Annotated in this window: 23 protein-coding genes; 16 read left to right on the forward strand and 7 right to left on the reverse strand. The window is 65.1% G+C overall.

All coding sequences use genetic code 11. The features are described from left to right. Positions 1-34 precede the first annotated feature (34 nt). The 5 genes from DWQ67_RS01470 (at position 35) to DWQ67_RS01490 (ending at position 5564) form a co-directional block, all read left to right on the forward strand. A complete protein-coding gene (locus tag DWQ67_RS01470; protein ID WP_121483806.1) occupies positions 35-1801 on the forward strand; it encodes a GNAT family N-acetyltransferase in 1767 nt (588 codons plus the stop codon). A 215-nt stretch (positions 1802-2016) separates the two neighbouring features. Further along, a complete protein-coding gene (locus tag DWQ67_RS01475; protein WP_121484221.1) occupies positions 2017-2922 on the forward strand; it encodes an alpha/beta fold hydrolase in 906 nt (301 codons plus the stop codon). Then, complete coding sequence (locus DWQ67_RS01480) at positions 2885-4156, forward strand: MFS transporter (protein WP_158595321.1); 1272 nt, start codon at positions 2885-2887, stop codon at positions 4154-4156. The genes DWQ67_RS01475 and DWQ67_RS01480 overlap by 38 nt, the downstream gene beginning before the upstream one ends. Before the next feature lie 140 nt (positions 4157-4296). Further along, the gene (locus DWQ67_RS01485; RefSeq protein WP_121483808.1) at positions 4297-4860 is read left to right on the forward strand and encodes a T6SS immunity protein Tdi1 domain-containing protein; all 564 of its coding nucleotides are present in this window, start codon (positions 4297-4299) and stop codon (positions 4858-4860) included. A 146-nt stretch (positions 4861-5006) separates the two neighbouring features. Continuing rightward, positions 5007-5564, forward strand: a complete 558-nt coding sequence (locus tag DWQ67_RS01490) for a GNAT family N-acetyltransferase (protein ID WP_121483809.1) — start codon at positions 5007-5009, stop codon at positions 5562-5564. A 115-nt stretch (positions 5565-5679) separates the two neighbouring features. Here the strand turns inward: DWQ67_RS01490 and DWQ67_RS01495 are convergent, their stop codons facing one another. The 3 genes from DWQ67_RS01495 to DWQ67_RS01505 form a co-directional block, all read right to left on the reverse strand. Beyond that, positions 5680-7092: an amidase gene (locus DWQ67_RS01495; RefSeq protein WP_121483810.1), complete on the reverse strand. Its 1413-nt coding sequence runs from the start codon at positions 7090-7092 to the stop codon at positions 5680-5682. After that, on the reverse strand, positions 7089-8378 hold the full coding sequence (locus DWQ67_RS01500) for an MFS transporter (protein WP_199712566.1): 1290 nt from the start codon (positions 8376-8378) through the stop codon (positions 7089-7091). Before DWQ67_RS01500 ends, DWQ67_RS01495 begins: the two co-directional genes overlap by 4 nt. Positions 8379-8673: 295 nt before the next feature. Further along, a complete protein-coding gene (locus tag DWQ67_RS01505) occupies positions 8674-9705 on the reverse strand; it encodes a LacI family DNA-binding transcriptional regulator (RefSeq protein WP_199712568.1) in 1032 nt (343 codons plus the stop codon). A 439-nt stretch (positions 9706-10144) separates the two neighbouring features. Between DWQ67_RS01505 and DWQ67_RS01510 the strand changes: the two genes are divergently transcribed. Both DWQ67_RS01510 and DWQ67_RS14180 read left to right on the forward strand, forming a co-directional pair. After that, complete coding sequence (locus DWQ67_RS01510; RefSeq protein ID WP_121483812.1) at positions 10145-11413, forward strand: MFS transporter; 1269 nt, start codon at positions 10145-10147, stop codon at positions 11411-11413. Between the two features lie 103 nt (positions 11414-11516). After that, positions 11517-11639 carry a hypothetical protein gene (locus DWQ67_RS14180; protein ID WP_267899637.1) on the forward strand — a complete coding sequence of 41 codons (123 nt, stop codon included), beginning with the start codon at positions 11517-11519 and terminating at the stop codon, positions 11637-11639. 25 nt (positions 11640-11664) lie between these two features. On the opposite strand, the gene DWQ67_RS01515 is transcribed toward DWQ67_RS14180, so the two are convergent. After that, positions 11665-12048: a winged helix-turn-helix transcriptional regulator gene (locus DWQ67_RS01515; RefSeq protein ID WP_121483813.1), complete on the reverse strand. Its 384-nt coding sequence runs from the start codon at positions 12046-12048 to the stop codon at positions 11665-11667. A gap of 84 nt (positions 12049-12132) precedes the next feature. On the opposite strand from DWQ67_RS01515, the gene DWQ67_RS01520 reads away from it, so the two are divergent. Then, positions 12133-12534, forward strand: coding sequence for a nuclear transport factor 2 family protein (locus DWQ67_RS01520; protein WP_121483814.1), 402 nt, complete (start codon positions 12133-12135; stop codon positions 12532-12534). Positions 12535-12543: 9 nt separating this feature from the next. Here the strand turns inward: DWQ67_RS01520 and DWQ67_RS01525 are convergent, their stop codons facing one another. Next, complete coding sequence (locus DWQ67_RS01525; protein ID WP_121483815.1) at positions 12544-13530, reverse strand: LacI family DNA-binding transcriptional regulator; 987 nt, start codon at positions 13528-13530, stop codon at positions 12544-12546. 155 nt (positions 13531-13685) lie between these two features. On the opposite strand from DWQ67_RS01525, the gene DWQ67_RS01530 reads away from it, so the two are divergent. From DWQ67_RS01530 to DWQ67_RS01540, 3 genes are read left to right on the forward strand one after another with little or no spacing between them, the layout of a single operon-like run. Further along, positions 13686-14678, forward strand: a complete 993-nt coding sequence (locus DWQ67_RS01530; protein WP_158595322.1) for an alpha/beta hydrolase fold domain-containing protein — start codon at positions 13686-13688, stop codon at positions 14676-14678. Then, a complete protein-coding gene (locus DWQ67_RS01535) occupies positions 14668-15639 on the forward strand; it encodes an alpha/beta hydrolase (protein WP_121483817.1) in 972 nt (323 codons plus the stop codon). Before DWQ67_RS01530 ends, DWQ67_RS01535 begins: the two co-directional genes overlap by 11 nt. Before the next feature lie 28 nt (positions 15640-15667). Beyond that, complete coding sequence (locus DWQ67_RS01540) at positions 15668-16849, forward strand: hypothetical protein (protein ID WP_147433578.1); 1182 nt, start codon at positions 15668-15670, stop codon at positions 16847-16849. Between the two features lie 20 nt (positions 16850-16869). Here the strand turns inward: DWQ67_RS01540 and arfB are convergent, their stop codons facing one another. Then, on the reverse strand, positions 16870-17310 hold the full coding sequence (arfB, locus tag DWQ67_RS01545; RefSeq protein ID WP_121483819.1) for an alternative ribosome rescue aminoacyl-tRNA hydrolase ArfB: 441 nt from the start codon (positions 17308-17310) through the stop codon (positions 16870-16872). Between the two features lie 25 nt (positions 17311-17335). Further along, entirely contained in the window at positions 17336-17914 is a 579-nt protein-coding gene (locus DWQ67_RS01550; RefSeq protein WP_121483820.1) for a 1-acyl-sn-glycerol-3-phosphate acyltransferase, read from the reverse strand. A 190-nt stretch (positions 17915-18104) separates the two neighbouring features. Between DWQ67_RS01550 and DWQ67_RS01555 the strand changes: the two genes are divergently transcribed. The 5 genes from DWQ67_RS01555 (at position 18105) to DWQ67_RS01570 (ending at position 23474) form a co-directional block, all read left to right on the forward strand. Further along, positions 18105-19760 (forward strand): ABC-F family ATP-binding cassette domain-containing protein, encoded by a 1656-nt coding sequence (locus DWQ67_RS01555; RefSeq protein ID WP_121483821.1) that lies wholly within the window; start codon positions 18105-18107, stop codon positions 19758-19760. 169 nt (positions 19761-19929) lie between these two features. Next, the gene (locus DWQ67_RS13570; RefSeq protein ID WP_147433579.1) at positions 19930-20661 is read left to right on the forward strand and encodes a hypothetical protein; all 732 of its coding nucleotides are present in this window, start codon (positions 19930-19932) and stop codon (positions 20659-20661) included. A 205-nt stretch (positions 20662-20866) separates the two neighbouring features. Further along, positions 20867-21733 (forward strand): peptidoglycan-binding domain-containing protein, encoded by an 867-nt coding sequence (locus tag DWQ67_RS01560; RefSeq protein ID WP_233555859.1) that lies wholly within the window; start codon positions 20867-20869, stop codon positions 21731-21733. Continuing rightward, positions 21730-22374 (forward strand): ABC transporter ATP-binding protein, encoded by a 645-nt coding sequence (locus DWQ67_RS01565; protein WP_121483823.1) that lies wholly within the window; start codon positions 21730-21732, stop codon positions 22372-22374. The genes DWQ67_RS01560 and DWQ67_RS01565 overlap by 4 nt, the downstream gene beginning before the upstream one ends. Continuing rightward, a complete protein-coding gene (locus DWQ67_RS01570) occupies positions 22371-23474 on the forward strand; it encodes an ABC transporter permease (RefSeq protein WP_121483824.1) in 1104 nt (367 codons plus the stop codon). Before DWQ67_RS01565 ends, DWQ67_RS01570 begins: the two co-directional genes overlap by 4 nt. Positions 23475-23762: the final 288 nt, after the last annotated feature.

Consider the following 23762-nt stretch of genomic DNA (forward strand, 5'->3'; position numbering starts at 1 on the left):
CCGTTCAGACTATCTGCGGCGCTAGGCTTCGGCCATGCGACTGACCAATGTCTCGCACCTTCGCCTGCCGTTCGGACGCCTGTGGGGCTACGACGTGAGCGTGGGCGCGCTGGGCCGCCAGCTGCCGGTGTCCTTTGACCAGCGGCTGCACGTGGGTGCCGGCGAGCGTCCGGGTTCCTGGATGGGGCTGTCTTTTCAGCTGCCAACGCCCACGCCGCGTGAGGCGTTGGCCAAGGCCTGGCTGGCCGTCATCGCCCGTCACGGCACGCTGCGCTCGGCCTTCGTCCCCGGCAAGGACGGGGGACCGCAACTCCACGACCTTTCGCTGGGTCCCGGCGGTTGGGTTGAGCATCAGGTGGCACCGGGCCAGGCGGTCAATGAGGCCGTGCGGCGCGTTCTCGATGCGGCCTGCTCGCCTTATCAGCAGCCCGCGCATCGGCTGTGTGTCCTCGAGACCGCCGCCGGGCTCACCGTCGTCATCGCAGCGGACCACTCTCATGTGGATATGTGGTCCATGTTGGTGATTGCTCGTGATCTCCTGGCGGCCCTGAACGAAGAAGCGGCGGGCCGCGAGCTGTTGCCCGGCTCCGTGCCCACCTTTGCCGAACACACCCAGGCGTTGCTGGAGTGGGAGCCGGCGCCGGAGCGCGTGCACCAACGCTGGGAGGCCATCCTCCGCGACAGCGGCGGCGTCATGCCGCAGTTTCCGCTGCCACTTGGCGCTCCCGAACTCCAGCCAGAACGCGTCGAGGTCCGCGATGTCTTCGATGTTGATGACGCGGCAGACTTTGCGGCGCAGGCCCGCAGCGACGGGGTCTCTACCCTCGCACTCGCCGTCGTCGCGATGACCGCCGTGACGCGCGAGCTGGCCGGAACCCCGCTGCGCGCCGTCTTCCCCGTGCACAGCCGTTTTGATCACAACTGGCATGACTCCGTGGGCTGGTTCATCACCAATTCTGTGCTCGAGTCGGCGCTCGCCGAGCCGGCGGCCGCTGCCGCCGCGGTGAAGGAGGCCGTGCAGCTCGGTTCGTGGCCGCTCGCGGACGTGCTGGCTCCTTGGGGCGGCATGCCCGTGGCGCCGGGCATGTTTGCGATCTCCTGGCTGGATCTGCGCAGGCTGCCGGTCCGCATCGACTCCGTGGGCCTGGATGCCTCCTACGTCAGCGCGGCCATCGCCACCGACGGTGTCATGTTGTGGTTCATCCTGGACGAGACCGGGCTGCATCTGAGGTGCCGTTATCCGGACACAGTTGAGGCCCGCGCGAACGTGGGCGGTTGGCTTGATCTGTTGGTCGCTCGGTTGCAGGCGGATGCGCGTTCCTCGGTGCGGGGGTTGCTGCGCGTGGCGGGCCGGAGGTTCCGGCTTGATCGGGCCACCCGCGAGGACGTCGGGGCGATCGCGGCGTTGGTCTCTGAAGATGAGTTTGGCGCGGACCACACAAGTGCCGGGCTGGGCGCATACCAGGCGGCCTTCAGCGCGGTTGCGCGCGAGCATTCCAACTACCTGGGGGTGGTCCGGGACAGCGATGACCGCATCGTCGCCACCATGCAGTTGACGATCATTCCGGGTCTTTCCCAGGGCGGCTCCTCCCGTCTGCAGATCGATGGACTGCGCGTTGCGGCGCCGGACCGGTCGCAGGGCCTGGGCTCCGCGATGCTGGAATGGGCGCATGATTTTGGCCGTGCCCGTGGGGCGCAGATGGTGCAGGTGAGCGCCGACAATGCGCGCGAACGCGCGCGAGACTTCTACACGCGGCTCGGATACGCGACCACCCACGTCGGGCTGAAAAGGCGCCTTTAGGCGCCCATAAAAGTCATTGTTCGACGCCGTTTGGTCGGCTCCCACGCTCAGCGGAGCGAAGTACCGCGGCGCTGCCCGCGCTGTGAGACCCAACCATCCGGGCAACATCGGCCGCCAAGGAGAGACCAAGGCAGGCTCGGCCGCGTCAGCGTCAGCGTGAGCACCTGCCCACCCCGACCGTTGACGGGGCGGGCCATGCCGCGCATGGTGGAGGGGTGAGAGTCCTCGAGTTCGACAGCGTCTCGTTGGCCGTCGATGAATGTGGCGACAAATCTTCCCCGGCCGTCCTGCTCTTGGCCGGCGCCACCCAGTCCATGGACTGGTGGACCCCGGATTTCTGCGGCCTGCTTGCCGAGCAAGGGCTGCGGGTCATCCGGTTTGACCAGCGCGATACCGGCCAGTCGAGCGCGAGCCCTCCCGGCAGCCCGGACTACTCGGACGCCGACCTGGCGCAGGATCCGATCAGGATCCTTGACGCGCTGGGCATCGGCTCGGCACATGTGGTGGGCCTGTCGATGGGCGGCGGCCTGGCCCAGCTCCTGGGCCTTCGCTACCCTCGGCGCGTGCGCACCCTCACCCTGATCGAGTCGTCGCCGATCGGCGGGGAGACGGCTCAACTTCCAGCGCCTTGCGCCGCCTTGGTCGCCGCTGAACGCGACCTCCCCTCGGTTGCGGACTGGGCAGACACCCAGGAGGTTATCGACTACCGGGTCGCGGCGGAGCGCCCGTACGCGGGTTCGCTTGGCTTTGACGAGTTCCGGGTCCGCGCCATTGCCACGGTCGAATGCGAGCGCACCACCAGCATGGAATCCGCGATGAGCAACCATTTCCTTGCGGGCAGCGGCGTACCGGATGGCGATTCCCCCGAGGCCACCGCACTCACGGACCCCTCGCTGATCGCCGCCCCGACCCTGGTCATTCACAGCGACGCGGATCCGTTCTTCCCTTTGCCCCATGGCGAGGCGCTCGCCGCCATGATTCCGAACGCCACGCTGCTACGGATCCATGGCATGGGCCATGAGGCGCCGCCCCCTCAGTTGTGGGGCGTCGTCGTGCCTGCCATCCGTGACCATGTGCTGGGACATGACCAGCCTGGCGCGCATGATGCTGGCACCGCTTGAGCGGTGGGCCAGATGCTCAACGGCGCCGTTGGTGGCGTGGCTCTCCTTCCTGGCGATCATCATGTACGTCCAGCAGGCGTACGGTTCTGCCGCCAGCGCCGTCGTGTTCTTGGTTCAGACGGTGCCGGCGCTCTTGGCGGCGCGCAGCGTCAGCGACCGGATCCCGAGCAGAGCGGCTCGGAAGTACTGGGTGTGGGGCCATCTCGTGTTGAGCGCGATGACCGCAGCCCTGGCACTGACGCATACCCTTTTTGCCTCGGTGCTGGCCTACGTGGCTCTGTCCATGCTCCTCAAGGCCATCCTGTCGCCTCTCTACATGTCGCTCATCGCCGGGTCCGTCCCGCAGGAGCAGCGGCGCTCCACCATGACCGGTGTGGGGGCGGCGGGCTCCATCGCCATCGTGATCGCCCCGGCGCTCGGCGGCCTGCTGCTCAGCACTGTGGGCCCCGGCTGGCTCTTTGCCGTCAACGCGGCGACGTACGCCCTGGTGGCTGTCATCATGCTGGCACGTCAACAGATCCGCTCGCCGGAGGCGGCACAGGCTGGGGCGGATCAGGGCTCCCAAGCCGGCCAGCCAGTAGAGCCTCCGGCGCCGCGTAGCCCGTGGTCCTCCCTCCCTTCACCGAGGTCCCTCCTGTTTGGCCCGGGCAGCGGCGGTCGCTTTGTCTTGAAGGATCCGGTGCTGGCCACCTGGGTGCTTTTGCTCCTGGTCGGGGCGCTGCTCAACGGGATGGAGACCCCGTTCAGCTTCGACGTGCTTGGGGTAACGCAGGCCGAGTTTGGCTGGATCCTCTCCTGTTTTGGGCTGGGCGGACTACTGGTGTTGATCCTCTCCAGCGTCCGCGACGAACCGTTCATTGGGCCAAGATGGGCGGTGGTGATGTACGCCGGTGGTTTGGCGGCGTGGATGGTGGCGGGGCCCGTGGGCGCCTACCTGGGGTTCTTCGTCGCTGGGATGGGCGGAGCCCTGATCTCCGGGTGGACCCGGGCCCAGCTGGATCTCTGGTCTGAATCTCGGGGCGTGCGTGCGCAACTCATGTGGGGTTGGGCCAACCAGACCATGCTGTTCGTCAATCTCCTGACGTACACCGCGGTGTCCGTCGCGTTTTCCTTCCACCCCTCTTCGACGGTCCTCGCAGGAGCAATCCTCCTTCTCTTCATCCCGTTCTTCGTGTGCGTCGCGGCCAACCTCCGCCAAAGCCAAAGCACCCCGCCCCCTCCGGCCGCCCACTAGCGCCGCGGCGCTGAGGGCTGAGTTGCTCGACGACGCGTGGTCCAGTTCGGCGCTCAGCGCGCAACAAGGCGCTGGGTCGCGGTCGAGGGATGAGGAGTGCCGTTGATTCTTCGCCAAGTCGATCAGGTAGCATCCGGGTCATGATTGAGATCTCGGATTTTGTGTCTCACGGGCCGGTTGAGCCTGAGGTCATTGAGGCCTACAGGGGGCGCGTTCCCGATGAGGTGATCCAGCTGTGGGAGAAGTACGGGTATGGGACTTTTGCCGAGGGCTTTTTGCGGGTGATCAATCCGGCTGTGTATGAGGCGGAGTTGGCGGACTGTCTTGGTAAGACGCAGGGTGATGGGGTTGCGATCCCGATTTTGGTGACGGGGTTGGCTGACCTGATCACATGGGAGCCCAGCCATTCTGGATTTGTCGGGATCAAGTACCGTGAGGACGGCATCTCGGGTCTTAACAGCACGTTGAGCGCTATCCTGCGGATGCTGGGCAGGGGTACGGACTGGTACCTGTCAAGGACGTTGAATTGGGACATCTTTCCGAAGGCCATTGCGGCACATGGGGAGTTGCCGTATGGGGAGTCCTTTACCTTTGTGCCGTTGCTGTCCTTGGGTGGACCGGAGAAGGTTGAGAATCTGAAGAAGCGCGAGACGATTGCCGCGATTCAGGTGATGGTGGAGTTCCAGGGCGTGGTTGGCCACTGAGGGGCGCGCCTTGACGGCCGGACACGTATAACCACAGTTTTAAGAAGAAGGACCACAAGAACGCCGATCAGTTTTTTGGCCGGTGAGTTCAACGAGGCGCACACTCGCCTTTCCGCGCGTGGCCGGCGGCGTGCGACCATGAGGTCATGTTCCTCGAGACACCGACCCTAGACACCGAGCGCCTGCGCTTGCGGCCCTTCTGTGACGCCGACGGTGACGCACTTTTTGCTCTCCAGAGCGACCCCGAAGTGGCGCGATACTGGGATTCCCCGCCGTGGACGGAGCGTGAATCCGTGGCTCGGTTCATGGCTGGTTGTCAGAAAATGGCGCAAGCGGGCGACGGCGTGCGGGTGGCGGTGGAGCGCGTTGCCGACGGGAGCTTCCTCGGCTGGTGCACGTTCTATGACTGGAATCCGGATTTTCGCAGCGCTGGGCTTGGTTTCTGTTTCACCCAAGCCTCGTGGGGCCGGGGTCATGCGACAGAGGCGGCCCGCGCGTTGCTGGGCTGGGCCTTTGCCACGCTTGACCTCAACAGGGTGCAGTCGGAGGCAGATACCCGTAACGCGGCGTCGGCTCGGGTCCTTGAAAAGCTGGGGTTCGTCCTAGAGGGCACGCTGCGCGAAGACTGCATCGTGAACGGTGACGTGTCAGATTCGTGGGTCTACGGCTTGCTGCGCCGGGAGTGGGCAGGAATCGCGGCGTAGTCGCCGCTCACGTTCACCGCGCACAGAACGGACACGTAGTGCCGCGGCGGCCAGTCACCTGTGACTGGCCGCCTGGCCTGATACGTGTCCGTTCTGGGCGTGCGGGTGACGTGCGTCAGCCTGCTCGCAACTGGGATTCGAGCGCCGCCGCCACGTCCATGAGGAGGCGTTCCTGCCCTGGCTTGGCAATGAGCTGGACGGAGTCCGGCAGGTGCGAGTCGGTAGACGGAACCGGGACGGAGAGGGCGGGGAAGCCCAGCAGGCTCCACGGAAGGGTCATGGACAGGAGCGCCTCACGCACGCCGCTCCACTCTCCCTCGCCGCTCAGCTCGCGCTGGTCCACCAAGGGTGCCTCGATCGGCACGGTCGGCATCACCAAGATGTCGGTCGTGGTCAATCTTTCCAGCACGCTCGCCCTGAGCTTGAGGCGCTCCTCGAGAGCTCTCACGTACTCCCAGCCGCTCACTTCAGACGCGGCGGTAAGGCGTTCAAGCACCTCCGGTTCAAAGAGCTCCGGATGCTCGCTGACCCGCTGCGCATGAATGGCGTACGCCTCACCCGATTGAATCAGCCCGTAGAGGCGTGCGCTCTGGTCAATCTCTGGCAGGCCCACAACCCGGGACGCTGCCCCGGACTGCCCCAGGGCGTTCAGCGCCAGGCCGGCTGCCGCGCGGGATCGCTGGCCAGCGCGCTGCGTGAGCGCGCTGTCCACGGAGGCTATCCGAACGGCGGCCACCTCCACAGGCGGCCGGGCCGCCCATTCCTTCCAGCGCGGAAGCCTGGCCCCGGCTAGGTCGGAGCCGGCGGAGAGCGCCCACCAGGACGCGGCCAGGTCTGCGACGCTGCCCGCCAGCGGCCCCACTACGTCCATCGTGGGGGAGAGGGGGAACGCGCCCCGCGAGGGGAGCGCCCCTTGGGTGGGGCGCATCCCGACTGTTCCGCACAGCGCTGCCGGGACCCGGGCGGAGCCGCCCGTGTCCGTCCCCAAGGCCACCGGCACTATGCCGGCGGCCACCGCGGCACCGGAGCCCCCGCTCGAGCCGCCCGTCATGCGCTGCGTATCGTGCGGATTCCGCGCAGGCCCAGTGGCCGCTCGGTCACTGGTTGGACCGTAGGCAAATTCGTGCGTCTGCGTCTTCCCGAGGACCACAGCACCGGATTGCCGCAGCGACGTCACCACATCCGCGTCAATGACCGGGACATGATCGCTGAAGTGCCGCGACCCCATGGTGGTCCTGAGGCCGGACGTGGCAATCATGTCCTTGACCCCCACGGGCATCCCATGGAGCGGGCCTCGGTCCAGGCCCGCCTCCAGTTCACGGTCGGCCTGTCTCGCCGCCCGCAGGGCACCCTCGTCGTCAATGGTGACAAAACAGTTGAGCGACGGGTTATGCAGGTGCGCCGAGGCAAGCGCCTGTTCGGTGAGTTCCTCGGCGGAAATCTCCCGGTTCCGCAGCCGCGCGCCCACCTCCGCGAGGGAGGTGCCCCCAAAAGGCCCGACGCCGGCTAGCGAGGGTTCGCTGCTCATGCGGCGGTCTCGGTCTTGGCACGCTTGGTACGGATGCCGGGCCGCACAAAGATCATGGCCAGCATGCCAATGGCCGTCGCCACAGCGGTGGCGATGAACATGGAGTTGTAGCCGTGCAGCATCACCAGGAACCCGGTCAGCGTGGGCGCCACGATCGTGGCGATGTTGGTGATGAAGTGGCTGATGCCGCCGTAGGTTCCGGCGCGGGTGGGTGCCGTATCGATGATGACGATCCAGTACACGGCGTTGGGCAGCGAGTTCAAGGCGTTGCCGATGGTCATGATCAGCAGCACCGCCCAGACGGTGTCCACGGTGGGGATGAGGCAGAAGCAGATGGTCGTCAGCAACAGGGATCCGGCGGCAAAACCGCTGCGGGCAATCCAGAGGCTGCCGGTCTTGCGGCGCAGCCAATCTGAAATCCGGCCGCCGAGGAGGACGGTGAAGCAGGCGCCAATCCAGGGGATCATGCCGAGGTACCACAAGGAGCCAAGGTTGAAGCCAAAGTTGTCCTGCAGGTACTTGGGTGTCCAGGTCAGAATCATGAAGTTCACGTACTGGAAGGCGAAGTATCCAATGGCGTTCAGGACCAGGGTGCGGCTCTTGAAGAAGGCCCACCAGGGCAGCTTCTCGTCTTCCGTGGACACGCTGCGCTCGTCGGCGAGCATGTCATCCGTGTTGCGAATGACGGCCAGTTCTTCCGGAGAAACGCGGGGGTTGTTCTCTGGGCGGTCGGTGAAATAGCGCAACCAGAAGAACAGCCAGATCAGTCCCACCACGCCGAGGATGATGAACATCCAACGCCAGCTACCGGTGGCGGTCAGGAGGAACACGGCGATGGGCGCCGCAAGCATGGCGCCAAGGGGGGTGCCAAGCAGGCCGAGTGAGGCAGCAAAGCCGCGCTCGCGGACCGTGGCCCAGTTGGCCATGGTGCGGTTAATAGTGGAGAAGGTGGGGCCCTCTGCTACTCCGAAGAGGATGCGGAAGACCGCAAAGCCGACCAGCGCTGAGCCGCCGAAGAGGGCGATGCCGATGTCTCCGGCGAACGCCATGCCGACCTCAAAGATGGACCATAGCGACACGGCCCAGATCCAGACCCAACGCGGGCCCTTGCGATCCGCCAGGATGCCGCCGATCAGGGCGCCGACCATGTACCCGTAGCCGAAGTAACCCAGGACCTGGCCCCAGGCCACCTTGTCCAGGCCAAACTCTTCAATCATGGGGTTGGCGGCGTAGGAGATGGCTCCACGGTCCACATAGTTGATGACCGTGATGATCACGACCAACATGAAAATGGTGTAGCGGAAATTGGGATTGAATGGCCTGTTGATCGCTGGGCCTCGCTTGGAGGCCTTGCGGGCCGCGTTGGGATTGTTCATCAACGCTCTCGCTCTCTAGGTGGTGGGCGTCTTTGCCCTGTGGAGGATGACTGGCGGTGCTGTGTCGGGACGCTACAGGCAAAATCCCAAGCACACAATCGTTTGTGTTGTGTGAAGTTGTGGCGGAGCTCACTGAGGTGGGCGGGCGCGGGGCGCCCGCTGGCAGGTGTGGGCGGGTGGGGGGTGAGGTGTGGTGCGCCCTGGGTTAGGGCTGCACGGGTACGCCGCTGGAGGCGCGGATGATGAGGGCCGGCTCCAGCTGTTCGCTTACCGGATCCTCCCCGGCCATTTTTTGCATCAGCAGCTCAAAGGAGCGGTAGCCCATCTGATGCATGGGTGAGCGCACGGTGGTGAGCGGTATGGGCAGCTCCACGGCCAGGGAGGTGTCATTGAACCCCACCAGGGCCACGTCGTCTGGGATCGCAATTCCGTGATCACGGAGCACGCCAATAGCGCCGATGGCCGCAAAGTCGTTAGTGGCAAAAATAGCATTCGGGACGGTGCCCGCGGAAAGAATCTGTTCAGTAGCCATTCTTCCGCCCGCCGCATCGAAGGGGCCGTAAACAATTCGATGGTCGGGCACGTCAATGCCTGCTTCCCGGAAGCCGTCTACCACTCCGCGCACACGATCCGCTGCGGTGGACGCATAGCGTTGGCCCGCCAAGATTCCCACGTCCAAGCGACCCGTCTCGATGAGGTGGGCGGCCACGAGCCGCCCGCCCGCGTAGTCGTCGCACGTCACCGAGACGTGCGCTGGATTGCGCCTGCTGACCAGCACCAGCGGGAATTCATCTTCCTTGAGCTCATCGAGGAATGGATCCTCAAGGTGCGCGTCGCCGAAGATCAGTCCGCCCACACGGCGGTCAATCATCATCTCCGTGCGGTCCCGCCTGCGCTGCTTCTGGTCCAAGGAGTTGGTGGCAAAGGTGGAATACCCATGGGCAATCGCCGCCTCTTCAATTCCTTCGTAGATGGTTGCCAAGACAAAGTCCTGGAGGCGCGGAACAATGACTCCCACGAGATGGCTGCTGGCAGTTCTCAGGTTAGAGGCGTAAATATTGCGGCTGTATTGAAGGCGTTGTGCAACTTCCCTGATCCGATCCACCGTCTCTTGTGAGGCCCATTGGAGCACCTCGCTTTGTTTGGCGTTCAGTACCCGCGAGACGGTGGAGACGTTCACCCCAGATTCCTTGGCGATCATGCGAAGGGTCACTGGGCGAGCGTGGATGCCGGCCATGCTGCAGCCTCCTGGGGTGCTTGAGGAAATCGATTCTGCTGCTCGTCAATTTAGCCTAGCTCGCTCGGTCCGCCCGCCGCTGGCTCCACGTGAGGAAGGATGGCCACCTGCCTTGACTCTGGCGCCACTGCTCAATCTGTCCGCGGACTGTGCGCGGACAAACGCTGTCTTGCCTCAGCGTTGCGTAATGTTCCACGCGTCAGCGCCCTGCGAGCAACGCTGGCGACAAGATGAGCCTTGGCAGGGATCAGAGTTCAGTGAACGCGGTGCAGTCAGCAACGCCAGTCAGCCTTTTGCCCTTTCGCAACTGAGGGCCTATCGAAGGAATATCACCATGAGCATTCCAGGGAAGACGCCGCAACCGGCAGGGACGGGAGCAGCGCCGCACGCGGAGTCCAGCTCATGACCGGCGGCATCGGGTGGGACAGGTCCGTCACAGCTGAAGACCCTGCTTGGCATCGGCGCGGGCAATGCCGTCGAGTGGTTTGACTGGGCCATCTACGCCACCTTCGCCTCCTTCATTTCCACGCAGCTCTTCTCCAAGGCAGACCCCACCTCCGCGTTCCTGGCCACCACCGCGATCTTCGCCGTGGGTTTTGTTGCCCGGCCGTTCGGTGCGACCGTCTTTGGGCTGATCGGGGACAAGGTGGGTCGCAAGGCGGCCATGACCATGGCCGTGGGCCTGGGCTCCATCGGCTCGTTGATCATTGCGATCACGCCCACGTACGCCAGCATCGGGGCAGGCGCCTCGGTGATCCTCCTGGTGGCGCGGCTGCTGCAGGGGCTGGCGCACGGCGGAGAGCTGCCCAGCGCGCAGACCTACCTGGCGGAGGTGGCACCCGCGCCCAAGCGCGGCCTGTATTCCACCCTGATCTACTTCTCCGGGACCACCGGCATTGTGTTCGGCACCCTGCTTGGCGCGGTCCTTACCGTCGTTCTCACCCCGGAGCAGATGGCGAGCTTCGGATGGCGAATTCCCTTCGCGATCGGTGCCCTGTTGGGGCTCTACACCTTGGTGATGCGCTCGCGTCTGAAGGAGACCGACCAGTTCCAGGAGCAGAAGAGCGCCAAAGCGACCGCGGTCATCAAGGGCCCCTCGGCAATCTCGCAGATCCTGGCCAATTGGCGCCAGGCCCTGCAGGTGGTTGGCCTCACCGTGGGTTTGACGGTGGTCTACTACGTTTGGTCGGTTTCCACTCCTGCGTACGCCATCTCAACGCTCAAGATGGATCCAGCCACCGCCTTGTGGACGGGCGTTGCGGCGAACCTGGTCTTCATGGCGGTACTGCCGCTGTGGGGCAAGCTCTCAGACCGCATTGGTCGCAGGCCGGTCCTGCTCATAGCTAGCGTTGGTGCTGCGGTCCTGCAGTTCCCCATGTCTGCCCTGCTGCATGGAGAGGCCTGGCAACTGTTCGTCTCCATGTCCGTCATGCTCATCTTCATCGCGGCATCCTGCGCCATCGTTCCGGCGGTCTACTCGGAGCTGTTCCCCACCTCCATCCGCACCATCGGCTCGGCTGTTCCTTACGCCATCGCGGTGGCAGCGTTCGGTGGCACCGCGGCGTTCCTTCAGGCCGGTTTCAGTGCGTGGTTTGGGCCGGTCAGTGGCCCGCATGCGTTCTCCATCTACATCATGGTGCTGCTCCTGATCAGCGCGCTCACCGTGATCAAGCTGCCAGAGACGCGGGGTAAGGTGCTGACCGACTAGGCGCCACGACGGCCCTAGAACGCTCCCGGACCCCGGCCGTCTGGCCGGGGTTCGTGCGGCATGCAGCGCCAACAACCATGTAGCACCAACAAAGGAGCCTCACATGAGACCGAAGGAGCGCCGCTCCATGGTCGTTCTGTGCGCAGTGATCCTTGTGGCCGCACTGGGCGTCTATCTTTTCCTGACCTCTGGCGCGCTCGGTGTGCTTTTTGATCCAGGAGAGTAGCGGGCCACGCCGCCGGTGCCTGCGCTCAGCCCACCAGCCGCTCGTCCTCGCGCTCATCAAAGGCGTTCCGAGAGAGCTGGACCTCCTCGATGTGGTCCTGAGCCCACGCGGCCAGCGCCGCCATGGGCTGGTGCAGGCTACGCCCCAGCGGGGTCAGCTCGTATTCAACCCGCGGTGGCATCTGGTCATATGCGGTCCTTGACACCACGCCGTCGCGCTCTAATTGGCGCAGCGTCTCGGAGAGAACCTTGCCGCTGATGCCACCAACCGCCTCCCGGATCTCGCCAAAGCGCAGCCGCCCCGGGTCCAGCGCCATCACGATCATGGCCGTCCATTTATTGGCGATGCGCGCCAGCGAGGTGCGCGACGGACACGTCGCCACCATGACATTCCACTCCGGCCGTTCCATGAAGCCCCTCCGGTTACGTTGAGGTAACAGGTTACCTATTGTCACTATAGGGGGACAAGGCAGCCGAAACCAAGGAAACCCCTGATGATCGAGAAGACCCCCGCGTCCGTGGCCGCAACCTACTTTGATGCGCTGAGCCGCGGCGACGTACCCACCGTGATGAACCAGTTTGACCAGGAGGTGCTGTGGCACCAGCCGGGCACCAACCGCTTCTCCGGCGACTACCGCGGCGTGGAGGCCATTGGGGCCCTGATCAGCGGCATGATGGAGGTCAGTGACGGCACGTTTGCGCTCGCCGCGACGGGCTCGTACATGGTCAACGGCGAGTTGGTGGCCGTTCCGGTGCGTTTCACCGGCAAACGCGCCACCGGCGCCCTGGATCTGGCCGGAGTGGACCTGCTGACCGTCCGCGGCGGGAAGATCGTCGCCGCACACCTCTTCTCAGAGGACGCTTCGGCGGAGGACGCTTTCTGGGGCCAGTTCTGACCCGGATATTTATTCAGTGCTCGACGCCGCCCCGGTCGCCTTTGGCGGCCGGGGCGGTGCCGTGGAGCCTCGGGTGATCAGCTCCACCGCGATGGTGACGGCTCGAATGGAGCCCGCGTTCCCGGCCATGTGCGCCAGGAGTAGCCTCGCCGCCGCCTTGCCGGATTCGGCAAAGTCCTGCCGCACCGTGGTGAGGTCAAGCGCCTTGGCCAGGTCACCGTCGTCGTATCCGGTGAGGGAGATGTCCTGGGGGACACGCACGCCGGCCGCCTTGAGCAACCCCGCCACCTGCGCGGCAATGGCGTCGTTGCTGGCGACGATTGCCGTGGCGGCACCCAAGTGCTGCACCAGCTGCTGGTCAGCCACCAGCCGGCGAGGCGCTCCCAACTCCGCGACCAGACCCTCCCAGCGCAGCGACCCGGAGGCCACATAGTCCTCGGAGACCAATGGCTCGTGCACAAAGACCACCTCCGTGTGCCCCAACTGGCGCAGGTGTCTGCCGAGCAGCCGCGCGCCGCGCTCATCGTCGCCGTTGATGGTGGTCAGGGCAGAGCCGATCACGTCCACGAGCACGGTGGGCAGCCCCGTGCGTTGCGAGAGCTCCTCGACTTCGGTGGAGGGGGGCACGCCCATGAGGATCACGCCGTCAATGTCCTCACGCACGGGAAGCACCTGAAGCAGTGGCGAGGCAAGGGTGTTGGCCGCAGGGAGGTCGTGAATGATCACGTCGATGCGCGGTTCTGCCGCCTCCGCAAGGATCCCCTCTAGCCTGCGGTAATAGCTGGGGGAGCTGGAGAACGGGGCGGCGACGGCTATGGTCCGGCTGCGGCGTTGCGCCCCCGCCCGGTAGCCCAGGGCGTCCACCGCCGCCAGCACACGGGCGCGGGTTGCTTGCGCCACCTTGTGCGGATGGTTCAGAGAGAGGGACACCGTGGAGATGCTGACGCCAGCACGCTCGGCGACGGCGTAAATCGTGGTGGAGTGCGGACCGGTCATGCCGTGAGCCTATGCGTCGAAGAACTTCGCACAAAGCACTTTGATAAAAGATCTTCGAGTCGTAGTTTCTCTTCATGTCACAAACAGCGAGGCGGAGAAGCAGGGCAGGTGAGTTAGAGGACCTCACCCAGGTCTTTGATCAATCACCGGCCCTAGTGCATCCCCTCGCTGATGAGAGCCTGGCGGAGCGTCGCCGCTTTGCTCGCGAGCTCTCTGACATCGTCGCCGCGCAGGTCGCACCCCCCATCGACCCAACGGTGACTATCGCCGGCGAGCAGATCGCCGGCCTTCCCATCCGGAGCTATACCCCCGGCGGATGGGACACCAACACGGGGCCGCTGCTGGTTTTTTTACACGGCGGCGGCTTCGTGTTCGGTGAACCGCATGAGCTCATCAACGACTCTCTCCTCAGTAACCGCGCGCGGTCCACGGGCGTGCGCATCCTTTCGCTGGGGTACTCCCTTGCCCCGGAGTTCCCGTTTCCTGCCGCTCGCGATGAGGCGACGCGCGTGTGGTTGGCCCTGCGAGCGGCCCACCCTGCCGTGCGGATGGGCCTTGGGGGCGTCTCCGCTGGTGCCGCGATCAGCATCAGCACAGTGCTGGAGCTGACGGCGTCCGGCGCCCCGTTGCCTGACTATCTCCTCCTGGAGGTACCTCCGGCCGGTCCCGATCCCGTGCCTGCCGAGCAGGATCTTGCGGGTGCGGACCCCCACCCTGGCGTTCGCGAGCAATGGGCGATCTATCCGCTCGCGCTGGCCGCGTACCGGGGCCGGCCGGGGGACCGCCTCCTGTCTTCCGACTCTCCGGACCCGTTGCGTTTGCCTCCCACACTGATCCTCATGGCAGAACATGACGCCCTGCGTCCGGGTGCCGAGGCGCTGGCGGCCAGACTGCACGCTGCCGGCACGGCGGTCACCTCGCAGGTCATTTCAGACACCATCCACGGCTCCATCGGAGCCACGCGAAGGTGCCAGGCGGCCCGGGAATGGGAGGCGGTCGTGGCGGGTTGGCTGGCGCAGCCGAGCGGACCAGACCGCGCTCCCTCTGAGTCAGCGCCCGGCGTTTCGCCCTCGTCAGAACCCGGTGGCTTGGCCCCCTTTGCACCCGGTGCCTTACCCCCCTCAGAAGGAGAACACCATGCCGCTTGACCCGCTTCTGCAACAATTCATGGCCGCTGCTGCCGCCGCAGCCCCCGGCTCGGCTCCGAGTGCGGAGCCCGAGGAGATCAAGCAGCGCAGGGCCGCGGCGGCGGCCGCGGATCAAGCGGTGTGGGCCAGCCAGGGGGTGCAGACGCCTGAGGTTCCCATCTCGGTGGTGACGGTGGAGGTGGAGGGTGCGCCGGATGTGAACATCCGGGTGCATCATCCGCGTCTGCCCCACGTCCCGTTACCGGCCATCATCACCTTTTTTGGTGGCGCCTTTCGCCAAGGGTCAAATGACTTTGACTCCAACCGGTGGATCCACGCCAGCCGCGCACAGGACGCCGACGTGGTGGTGATCGCGGTGGACTACGCGCTGGCCCCGGAGCATCCCTTCCCCGCGCAACAACACCAGGGCGTCGCGGTACTGAACTGGGTCGTGGCACACGCGCAGGAATTGGGTGTGGATCCGGCGCGCCTGGCGTTGGGCGGACAGTCCTCCGGCGGCAACCTGGCAGCCGCGGTGGCGCAACGCAACGCCCTTGGCGCCGCGCATCCCCTGGCGCTACAGCTGCTGGAGGTCCCCGTCCTGGACCTGAGTGGTGGCCATACCAACCTCACGGTCCTGGGTGAGCTGGGTTTACCCGACGAGCTCTTTGAGGCGGAGGTGGCGTCGCTGGCGCGGCTCTACCTCCCCGAGGGCACCGATCCCAGGGACCCCGCCGTGTCGCCGCTGTTCCGGGAGGACCTGACCGGGCTGCCCCGCACGTTCATTCTGGCCGCGGAATATGACCCGCTGCGGGGGGACGCCCGGGCTTACCTCAATCGGTTGCGCCAGGCCGGGGTGGACGCGGCCGGGGCCATCATGCTGGGACAGGATCACGGCTCAGGTGGGCTGGTCGGGGCGCTCGAGGGGGCGCGCGCCTGGCACCGCACCGTGGTGGGAGCGCTGCGCGAGCTGCACCAGTAGCCGCCCGGGGCTGAGTAGTCTGATGGACATGGTGAACTCTCCTGGGACGGACAAGCTGTGGGCGGAGGCGCTGCGCGCAGCGTCCAAGTTGCGCGGGATGAAATACGTGAGCCAGACCGTCTACGTGGTGGACGACGTCTACCTCACCACCCTGGAGCCTCAGGTGGGATATCGGGGCCGGGGGAGGGAACAGCCCGTCTTCCGGTACACGGTGAACATCAAGCCACTCGCCGTGGATGAGATCTTCTGGGCGGCCTTCATGCCAGATGAGGACATGACGGCGCGGAAGCGTCTCAACCGCCGCATGAACGGCTGGTTCCTGATCAGGCCGTTGACCCTCGCCAGTGAAACGGTGGACGCAAAAGAGGGGGACCTCCCGGAGTGGGAGCCCCTCCTGGACGAATTTGAGCGCGTGCGTGCTGCTTTCATCGCGGAACAACCCACGCTGGAGGCCTTTGCGCAGGCGCAGGCCGAGGCGCAGGCTCGTATGGAACCCGGCACAACGGCGTCGAGCACTGCGTTGCCGCTGACCATCACGTCGCTCACGGCGGCGGGTCGCAGCGAGGAGGCGGCGCGGCTGGCCGACGAGGCCATCTCCCGCGGGGAGCGTTCTAGCATGTCCTTCACCGTGGACGCGCTGAAGTATCTCTCGGCGTATGCCAAGGGCCCGCAGGCCTACGCGGCCTTCACGCAGAGCCTGATCCCCACCCACGACCTGCAGGTGATCAGCGAATCCGCTCAGCGTCCTCCCCTCGGCCTGCCCCGTGAGCACTTCGCGGGAAACTTTGAGCGCGACCTGGCGTCGCTGGACGGAAAAGAGACGTGGGCAGTGGTGTTGGACGCCCGCCCGCCGGTGGGTGCGGCCAATGAGCGGACCGTGTTGCGCTATCTGCAGGCCGCGGGTTCCGCGGAGGCCATGATGGTGGAGTATTGCCGCCCGGTCCAGCGAGAGGCGGGGATCATGTCCGTGCGTTCCATCGTTGGCCGCACCGGCGCTGCCAAGGAGCCGCTGGACGTGTCGCTGTCGCTGCCGCGCTTCACCGAGCGCATCGCCTCCGCGGAGATTTTCGCGGTGGAGGAAGCCACGGCGTTGTTCTACAGCTTTTACCGCACGGATGCGTTGCCAGAGGGCTACGAGTTCCGGGACGCGGAGGCTTATTTGCCGGACGGCGGCACGGTGGACCTGAGCGGAGGCGACAGCCGGCGCTGACCGGTTGAGCGGCGCGCGGTTTAGTCGGAGCCCGGTTTGCGCCGGCCCTGCTTGGTCTCTGAGCGCTGGCGCTTGGACTCGAGCCGGCGGCGCTGGGAGCCGCGGGTGGGCTTGCTGGCGCGGCGCACCGTGGGAGGGACCAGGGATTCCCTGAGGAGCTGAGCCATGCGCTCGCGCGCGGCCACCCGATTGCGACGCTGAGCGCGGTGCTCCTCGGCGCTGACGGTGAGGACGCCGCCGCTGAGCCTGGTCGCCAGCTGCGTGAGGACTCGGGTGCGTTGCTCGTCGCTCAGAGCGGAGGTGGTGGCGATGTTCAGGCTGAGTTGCACCCTGGAGTCTGAGGTATTCACGCCCTGGCCTCCCGGCCCGGAGGCGTGGGAGAACTGCTCCTGGAGCTCACGGCCGGGCACGGCCAATCCACGGGGCACTCCCGGGCCTGGCGGCACGCGTAACTCTTCCATCTACCCTCCTGCGGTGCGGGCTGGCCTAAGCGCCGTCGCCCTGTTCCTCCCGCAGGCGCGGCTCCACCCGCTGCTTGGGGTGGTATCCGGACTTCTCCGCGTAGAAGGCACGGATGCGGTCCATGTCCGCGCTGACGTCTCCGGTGAGTTCAAAGGTGGGGCCCAGTCCGGTGGTCATGGTGGTGCGGTCCACAAAGCCCAGGGTGACCGGCATGCCCGTTTCACGTGCAATCCGATAGAAACCGGACTTCCAATAGGTGTTGCCGCCGCGGGTGCCGTCCGGGGTGACGACCAGGGCAAAGACCTTGCCGCTCTTCATCCGCCCCACCACTTCCTCCACCACGCGGCCGGCGTTGGCCCGGTCCACCGGGATGCCGCCCAGCTTGCGCATGATGGGTCCGCGCCAGCCGGCAAACAGGCTGGCCTTGCCCAGCCATTTAGAGTCCAGGCCAAGACGCCAGGCAATGGCCAGCATGAACACAAAGTCCCAATTGGAGGTGTGTGGGGCGCCGATGAGTACGGTCGGGACGGGCGGCGCGGGCTGCGGGGCCAGCTTCCATCGGCTGATGGACCAGAAGGCGCGGGCAAGTTGGCGTCGGAGCATGCTCAGACGTTAGCCGACCCCGGGCCACCGGCGCGCATTGTGATGGCCGCCGGGTGGGCAGATGCAGCGCCTGCCTGCCCTGGGCGTGCTGGGCGCAATGGGCGCACCGCCGCCGTAAAATGATCCTCGGTGCCCTCGCACCGACGGCTTGCAGTTGCTGGCCCCGCAAATCACAACAGGAGTCCCCTCCATGACCGCAACCCTGGTTGCCAACGGCGTGGCCGGTGGCCACGATCACCGCACGCTCTTTGAAGGGCTGGACCTGACGGTCGCGCCCGGGGACGTGGTGGGTGTTGTTGGCGCCAACGGTGCAGGCAAATCAACCCTCCTCAGCCTCCTGGCCGGGGTGCTGGCACCCCAGGCAGGGACTGTGGCCTTGGCGCCGTCGGACGCTTTTGTGGGGTGGTTGCCCCAGGAACACGAGCGTGTCCAGGGGGAGAGCGTGCCGGACTACCTGGCCCGCCGCACCGGCTGCGCCGAGGCCACTCGAGCCATGGAGGAGTCGGCAGAGGCGCTCGCCGACCCGGCGCTAGAAGCCACCGCGGGCGACGCCTATGCGGTGGCCTTTGATCGCTGGATGGCGAGCGGCGCGGCGGATCTTGAGGATCGCATTCCCGGCGTGCTGGCGGAACTGAATCTTGACCTGGGCCCCGAGCCCATGGAGGAGGTCATGATGACCTCACTCTCCGGCGGGCAGGTGGCCCGCGTGGGCCTGGCTGCGCTGTTGCTTTCCCGCTTTGACATTGTGCTCTTGGACGAGCCGACCAACGACCTTGATCTGGACGGGTTGGAGCGCCTGGAGGCGTTTGTGCAGGGCCTGCGCGGGGGAGTGGTGCTGGTGAGTCACGACCGCGAGTTCCTGGCACGGTGTGTCACGCGAGTCTTGGAGCTGGACCTGGCCCAGAACGCCAATCGAGTGTATGGCGGCGGCTACGAGTCCTACCTGGAGGAGCGTGAGACCAACCGCCGCCACGCGCGGGAGGCGTATGACGAGTTCGCGGGCAAAAAGGCGGACCTCGTCTCGCGAGCGCGGACCCAACGTGAGTGGAGCAGCCAGGGCGTGCGCAACGCCATGAAGAAGGCACCGGATAACGACAAGATCCAGCGCAAGGCCGCGAGCGAGTCCAGCGAGAAGCAGGCGCAGAAGGTGCGGCAGATGGAGAGCCGGATTGCGCGCATGGATGAGGTGGAGGAGCCGCGCAAGGAATGGAAGCTGGAGTTCAGCATCGGCGCGGCGCCCCGATCAAGCAGCGTGGTCGCCACGCTGAACCAGGCCGAGTTCCACCAGGGTGGCTTCACCCTGGGGCCTGTCTCCGTGCAGATCAACGCTGGGGAGCGCATCAGCATCATTGGGCCCAACGGCGCCGGGAAGTCCACGCTGCTGCGCGGGTTGCTGGGCCGTACTGCACCGGATGCCGGCACGGCGAGCCTTGGCACCAGCGTGGAGATCGGCGAGATTGACCAGGCCCGCTCAGCGCTGGCCGGGGAGGTGCCGCTGGCGGATGCCTTTGAGGCGCTGGTCCCGGAGATGGCCTCCGGCGAAGTCCGCACCCTGCTCGCCAAGTTCAAGCTCAAAGCCGATCACGTGAACCGGCCGGTGCAGGACCTCTCACCGGGGGAGCGCACTCGTGCCGGGATGGCGCTGCTGCAGGCGCGCGGCGTGAACCTGTTGGTGCTGGATGAGCCCACCAACCACCTTGATCTGGAGGCCATCGAGCAACTGGAACAGGCTCTGGAGACGTATGAGGGCGCCCTGCTGCTGGTCACCCACGATCGCCGCATGCTGGATACCGTGCGCACGGACTACCGCTGGAAGGTGGAGGCGGGGCAGGTAGTGCAGCTCTAAAGTCGCTGGGGACAGTGCCGCACCAGCCCGTGATCTTTTCGGTACTTGGGTGTGATAGCCCCGGGGCTACAGCGCGTGTAAAGATGATCACCATCGGGGTGATAGGAGCCCGAGCAGCGACGAATAGCGCAACGCGTGCACATTCGGCTGCCCCAGCGAAGGGTGTGGCATGAAAAAGAAGCCGATTTCTAGGCTCGTGGTGGGGGCGGCGCTGGCAGCTTTTCTGAGTTTTACCCTTCCAGCCTGCTCTCAGCCCAACCCGGAAGAGGGCGCCAGGGACAGCTCGGCCTCGGCGACCACGGCCACCACGACCCCCGGTTCCTCATCGTCCGTGCCGAGTCCGAGGGCCAGCGGCGATCCTCTCGATAACGGAGGGCATGCGGAATACACCTGGGACGACTATGTCAAGGCAAAGCGCAAAATGAGTGGATTGAAGTCCTGGCCTCAGGTTGACAGAATTCGATTTATAAAAGAGGAAGAGACGGCCAAAGTACGCTCCGACTGCTTGACGAATGCTGGTTTTCCCACGACTGTTAATAGTGACGGCTCCTGGACAACCAACAATAGCTCAGACCAGGAGGAAGCGTTCGCCCTAGCGAATTACACCTGTGAAATCCAGTATCCCAAGGAGCTGCGCTACGCTCAGGCGCTAACGCGAAAGCAATTTAGGTCGATATTTGCGTATTACCGGGACTCGCTTGTGCCGTGTCTCAAAGATCGCGGGTATGAAATCGCCAGCCAACCCAGTGAAGAAACCTTTGTGGAGGCGGCAGTATCGGGTTCGGAAGCTTGGAGTCCCTATGACTCAGTCGACACATCATCTAGCGACTCGGTGGAAATTGATTCTTTGACCAAGGACTGCCCTCCTATGCCGTCTAACGAGGTGCTCTACGGTGGCTAGCCACCACGCAAGCCCGCGCCCTCGCCGCTTGGTCAGCCTGCTTTTGGCCGGACTGGCGATAGCGCTCGTGGCGGCGCTCGGTGGCTGGGCTCTGAGAGCCACGCTGGTGGGAAGCGATTCGGTGGCAGGTGACGCTCCCGCCCAGGACGTGTGGGCCGAGGCCAAACAGACGTCCATTGGGAGGGCCCTGAATCTTTCGACGACTGTGAAGCAGCAAGTCAGGGTGGTCGCGAGCAATCACCTCCCCGGAGTCGTATCCTCCGTTTCATCCGGGGAAGTCAAACAGGGTGATCAGATCTACTCGGTAGCGGGCGTCGGCGTTTATGCGGCTGAGGGTGACACCCCTTTTTACGAGGACATTAAACCCAAATCCACCGGGGAGAATGTCAAGCAGGCTGAGTCCTTCCTCAAATCCCAAGGTCATTTCCAGGGTCACCCCGACACGACGTTCGATGAAGGGACCACGCGCGGTATTAAAGCCTGGCAGGCAGCGTCGGGCCAAAAGGCGGATGGAATCATTCCATTGGGCCGACTTGTCGCCATCGCAAAACTCCCTGCACAGGTCCAATTGGCTGAAGGGATTAGCCCCGGGAAGCAGCTGGCCGGGGGCGAGGACGCGGTCCTCGTCGCCAGCGGGAGCCGCAATTTCACGCTGTCCCTCACGGCCGAACAAGCCGCCATGATTCCGCAGGACTCCACGGTCAATGTGCAGGCGGACAAGCTGACTTGGCCGGCGCTGATCAAGAGCAGTTCCTCGGACGAGTCCGGTGGCGTGATCCTCACGCTGGTTGGGAAGAATGGTGGAGCCGTCTGTGAACGGGACTGCGACAAGCTTCCTGCTGGGACCAGCATCACGCTGCGTTCTCAGGTTGTGGTGGTTCCAGCCACGACTGGTGTAGGCATTCCCGCTTCAGCCGTCAGAACTGGCCCGTCAGGAACGGCACAGGTTCAAACCGAGGCGGGCCAGGTGGACGTCAAAGTGAAGGCGAGCGGGCAGGGAATGGTCATCGTGGAGGGCCTGAAAGCCGGAGACAGGGTCAAGGTTCTTGAGTCGGCGACTGAGCCTTCATGAGTGCCCTGAGCGTGCAAGGACTTGCCTTCACATACACAAGCGGTGGCGATGAGCTCTTCGACGGACTCAGCCACGAGTTTGCGCCCGGAAAGATCACGGCCGTGACCGGGCCCTCCGGTCGGGGGAAATCCACGTTGCTCTACGTCTTGGGGCTCATGCTGACGCCGTCTCGGGGAGAGGTGCGCATTCAGGGAGAGGCCGTTTCATCGGCGCCGGATGCAGCCAGGTCCGGAATCCGGGCGGCCATGCTCGGTTTTGTCTTTCAAGACGCGGCCCTTGACCCGTCCCGGTCGGTGCTCGATTCGGTGATGGAGCCTTCGCTGTACGCAGGGCGGACACGGCGCGACTCATTGGAACGTGCGCGTCAGCTATTGGACGAACTGGGGGTCGGGGCCCGCGCTGATCACCGCCCTGGACAGATTTCTGGTGGGCAGGCCCAACGTGTCGCCGTGGCGAGGGCGCTGATGAACAATCCTGCCGTCATCCTGGCGGATGAACCCACTGGAAATCTGGACCCAAGCAACGCGGAGGGTGTCATTGACATCCTGTCCAAAGCGGCAGGTTCGCAGCAAAGAACCGTAGTCATCGCCACCCACGATCCCTACGTCATTAGGCGCTCAGACGAGGTGTTGTCGCTATGAGGCGCGCCGCCCTGGTGCGAGAATCGCTCAGCGATGCCTGGTCGAGCAAGGTTCCCTCCGCCATCATCGCCTTGATCGTGGCGGCCATGTGCGTCATGACCATTTCGACGGTCGGTCGCACGGCCGCCGCAGAAGCGCAGGTGGCGGAGCGCATCAACTCGGCCGGTGCCCGGGAGCTGGTGGTGACCGATAAGCGCGGTGCCCAACTCATCACGCCTACTTTGGTGGACATGGCGTCCAGGCTCTCGGTGACGGATCGAGCGGTTGGCATCGGGTCGCCGCAGGACGTGAAGAACGCGGGAATTGGACCGGGCGCAACTCCCGTGCCGGCCTGGGCCGTCGTAGGGGATCTGGAGGCGGTGGCGCACCTGGTGTCAGGCAGAATGCCTGGCCCCGGTGAGGCCCTGATCTCCACCACAGCACTGAAGAAGGCTGGTCTGGAATACCCCGTCGGGTCCATGACCTCGTCGGATCCTCGGCTACCGCATGGCTACGCTGTCGTGGGATCCTTCACGCCTGTAGAACCCTTCTCAGAGCTCGGTCAGGGCCTGATCGTGACGGCCCCTGAAGGTGCAGCGTCCACCAATCTTCGCATCGTGCTGAAGCAGGCCGGGCAAGCCGAGGTAGCGCAGGCGGCCATCCTCAGCTTTTTCAATGATGTGCAAGATCCGCAGGCTCTCGGCGTGAGTTCGCCGGTTGAACTGGCGCAGCTTCACTCGGAAGTGGTCGGGGACCTTGGCGGATTTGGTCGTTCCCTTCTTTACAGCGCGCTCGGCATCGGTGCGCTCCTTGTGAGCATCGTTGTCTTCGCTGACATTCTGGTGCGGCGCAAAGACTTGGGCCGTCGCCGTGCGCTGGGTGCCACGCGTGGCAACATCGTGTGGCTTATGCTGCTGCGCTCTCTCTTCCCGGCCGTCACTGGAGGAATCTTGGGGGTAGTCGGCGGAATAGTTGCTGCACAGCAAGCTGGCTCGCTCCCACCGCTCACCTTCTGCCTTGGGGTCTTGGTCCTCTCCCTCATTTCCGCGGGCCTCAGCACGCTAGTGCCGGCGAGTTTTGCGGCCTTCACGGACCCGGTGAAGGTCCTGAGGACGCCTTAATGAGTGGTGCCTCCGGCACGCTCCGCCTGCGGGTGATGACGACATCTCTGAGCGATAGCCGGACCCTAAACTTGAAGGGGTCTCACCCCACTTCCCGAGAATATACGGGGGTGAATAAGTTACAGGATGTTGACAGTATTGCAAATTGGCGACTTCTACTTGTCCACTCTGAGTGTTTGGTTGATCTTCGCGATTGCGGCTTCCTCGCTTCCTGCCGCGACTCGGAACTTTCTCCAAACTTTCTCTCGGGGTCCGGCTATGAGGGTTCGGTGCGACTAGTATCGGTGA

Origin of the sequence: Galactobacter caseinivorans (assembly GCF_003640665.1) — a bacterium.
In the GTDB taxonomy this organism is placed as follows: Bacteria; Actinomycetota; Actinomycetes; order Actinomycetales; family Micrococcaceae; genus Galactobacter; species Galactobacter caseinivorans.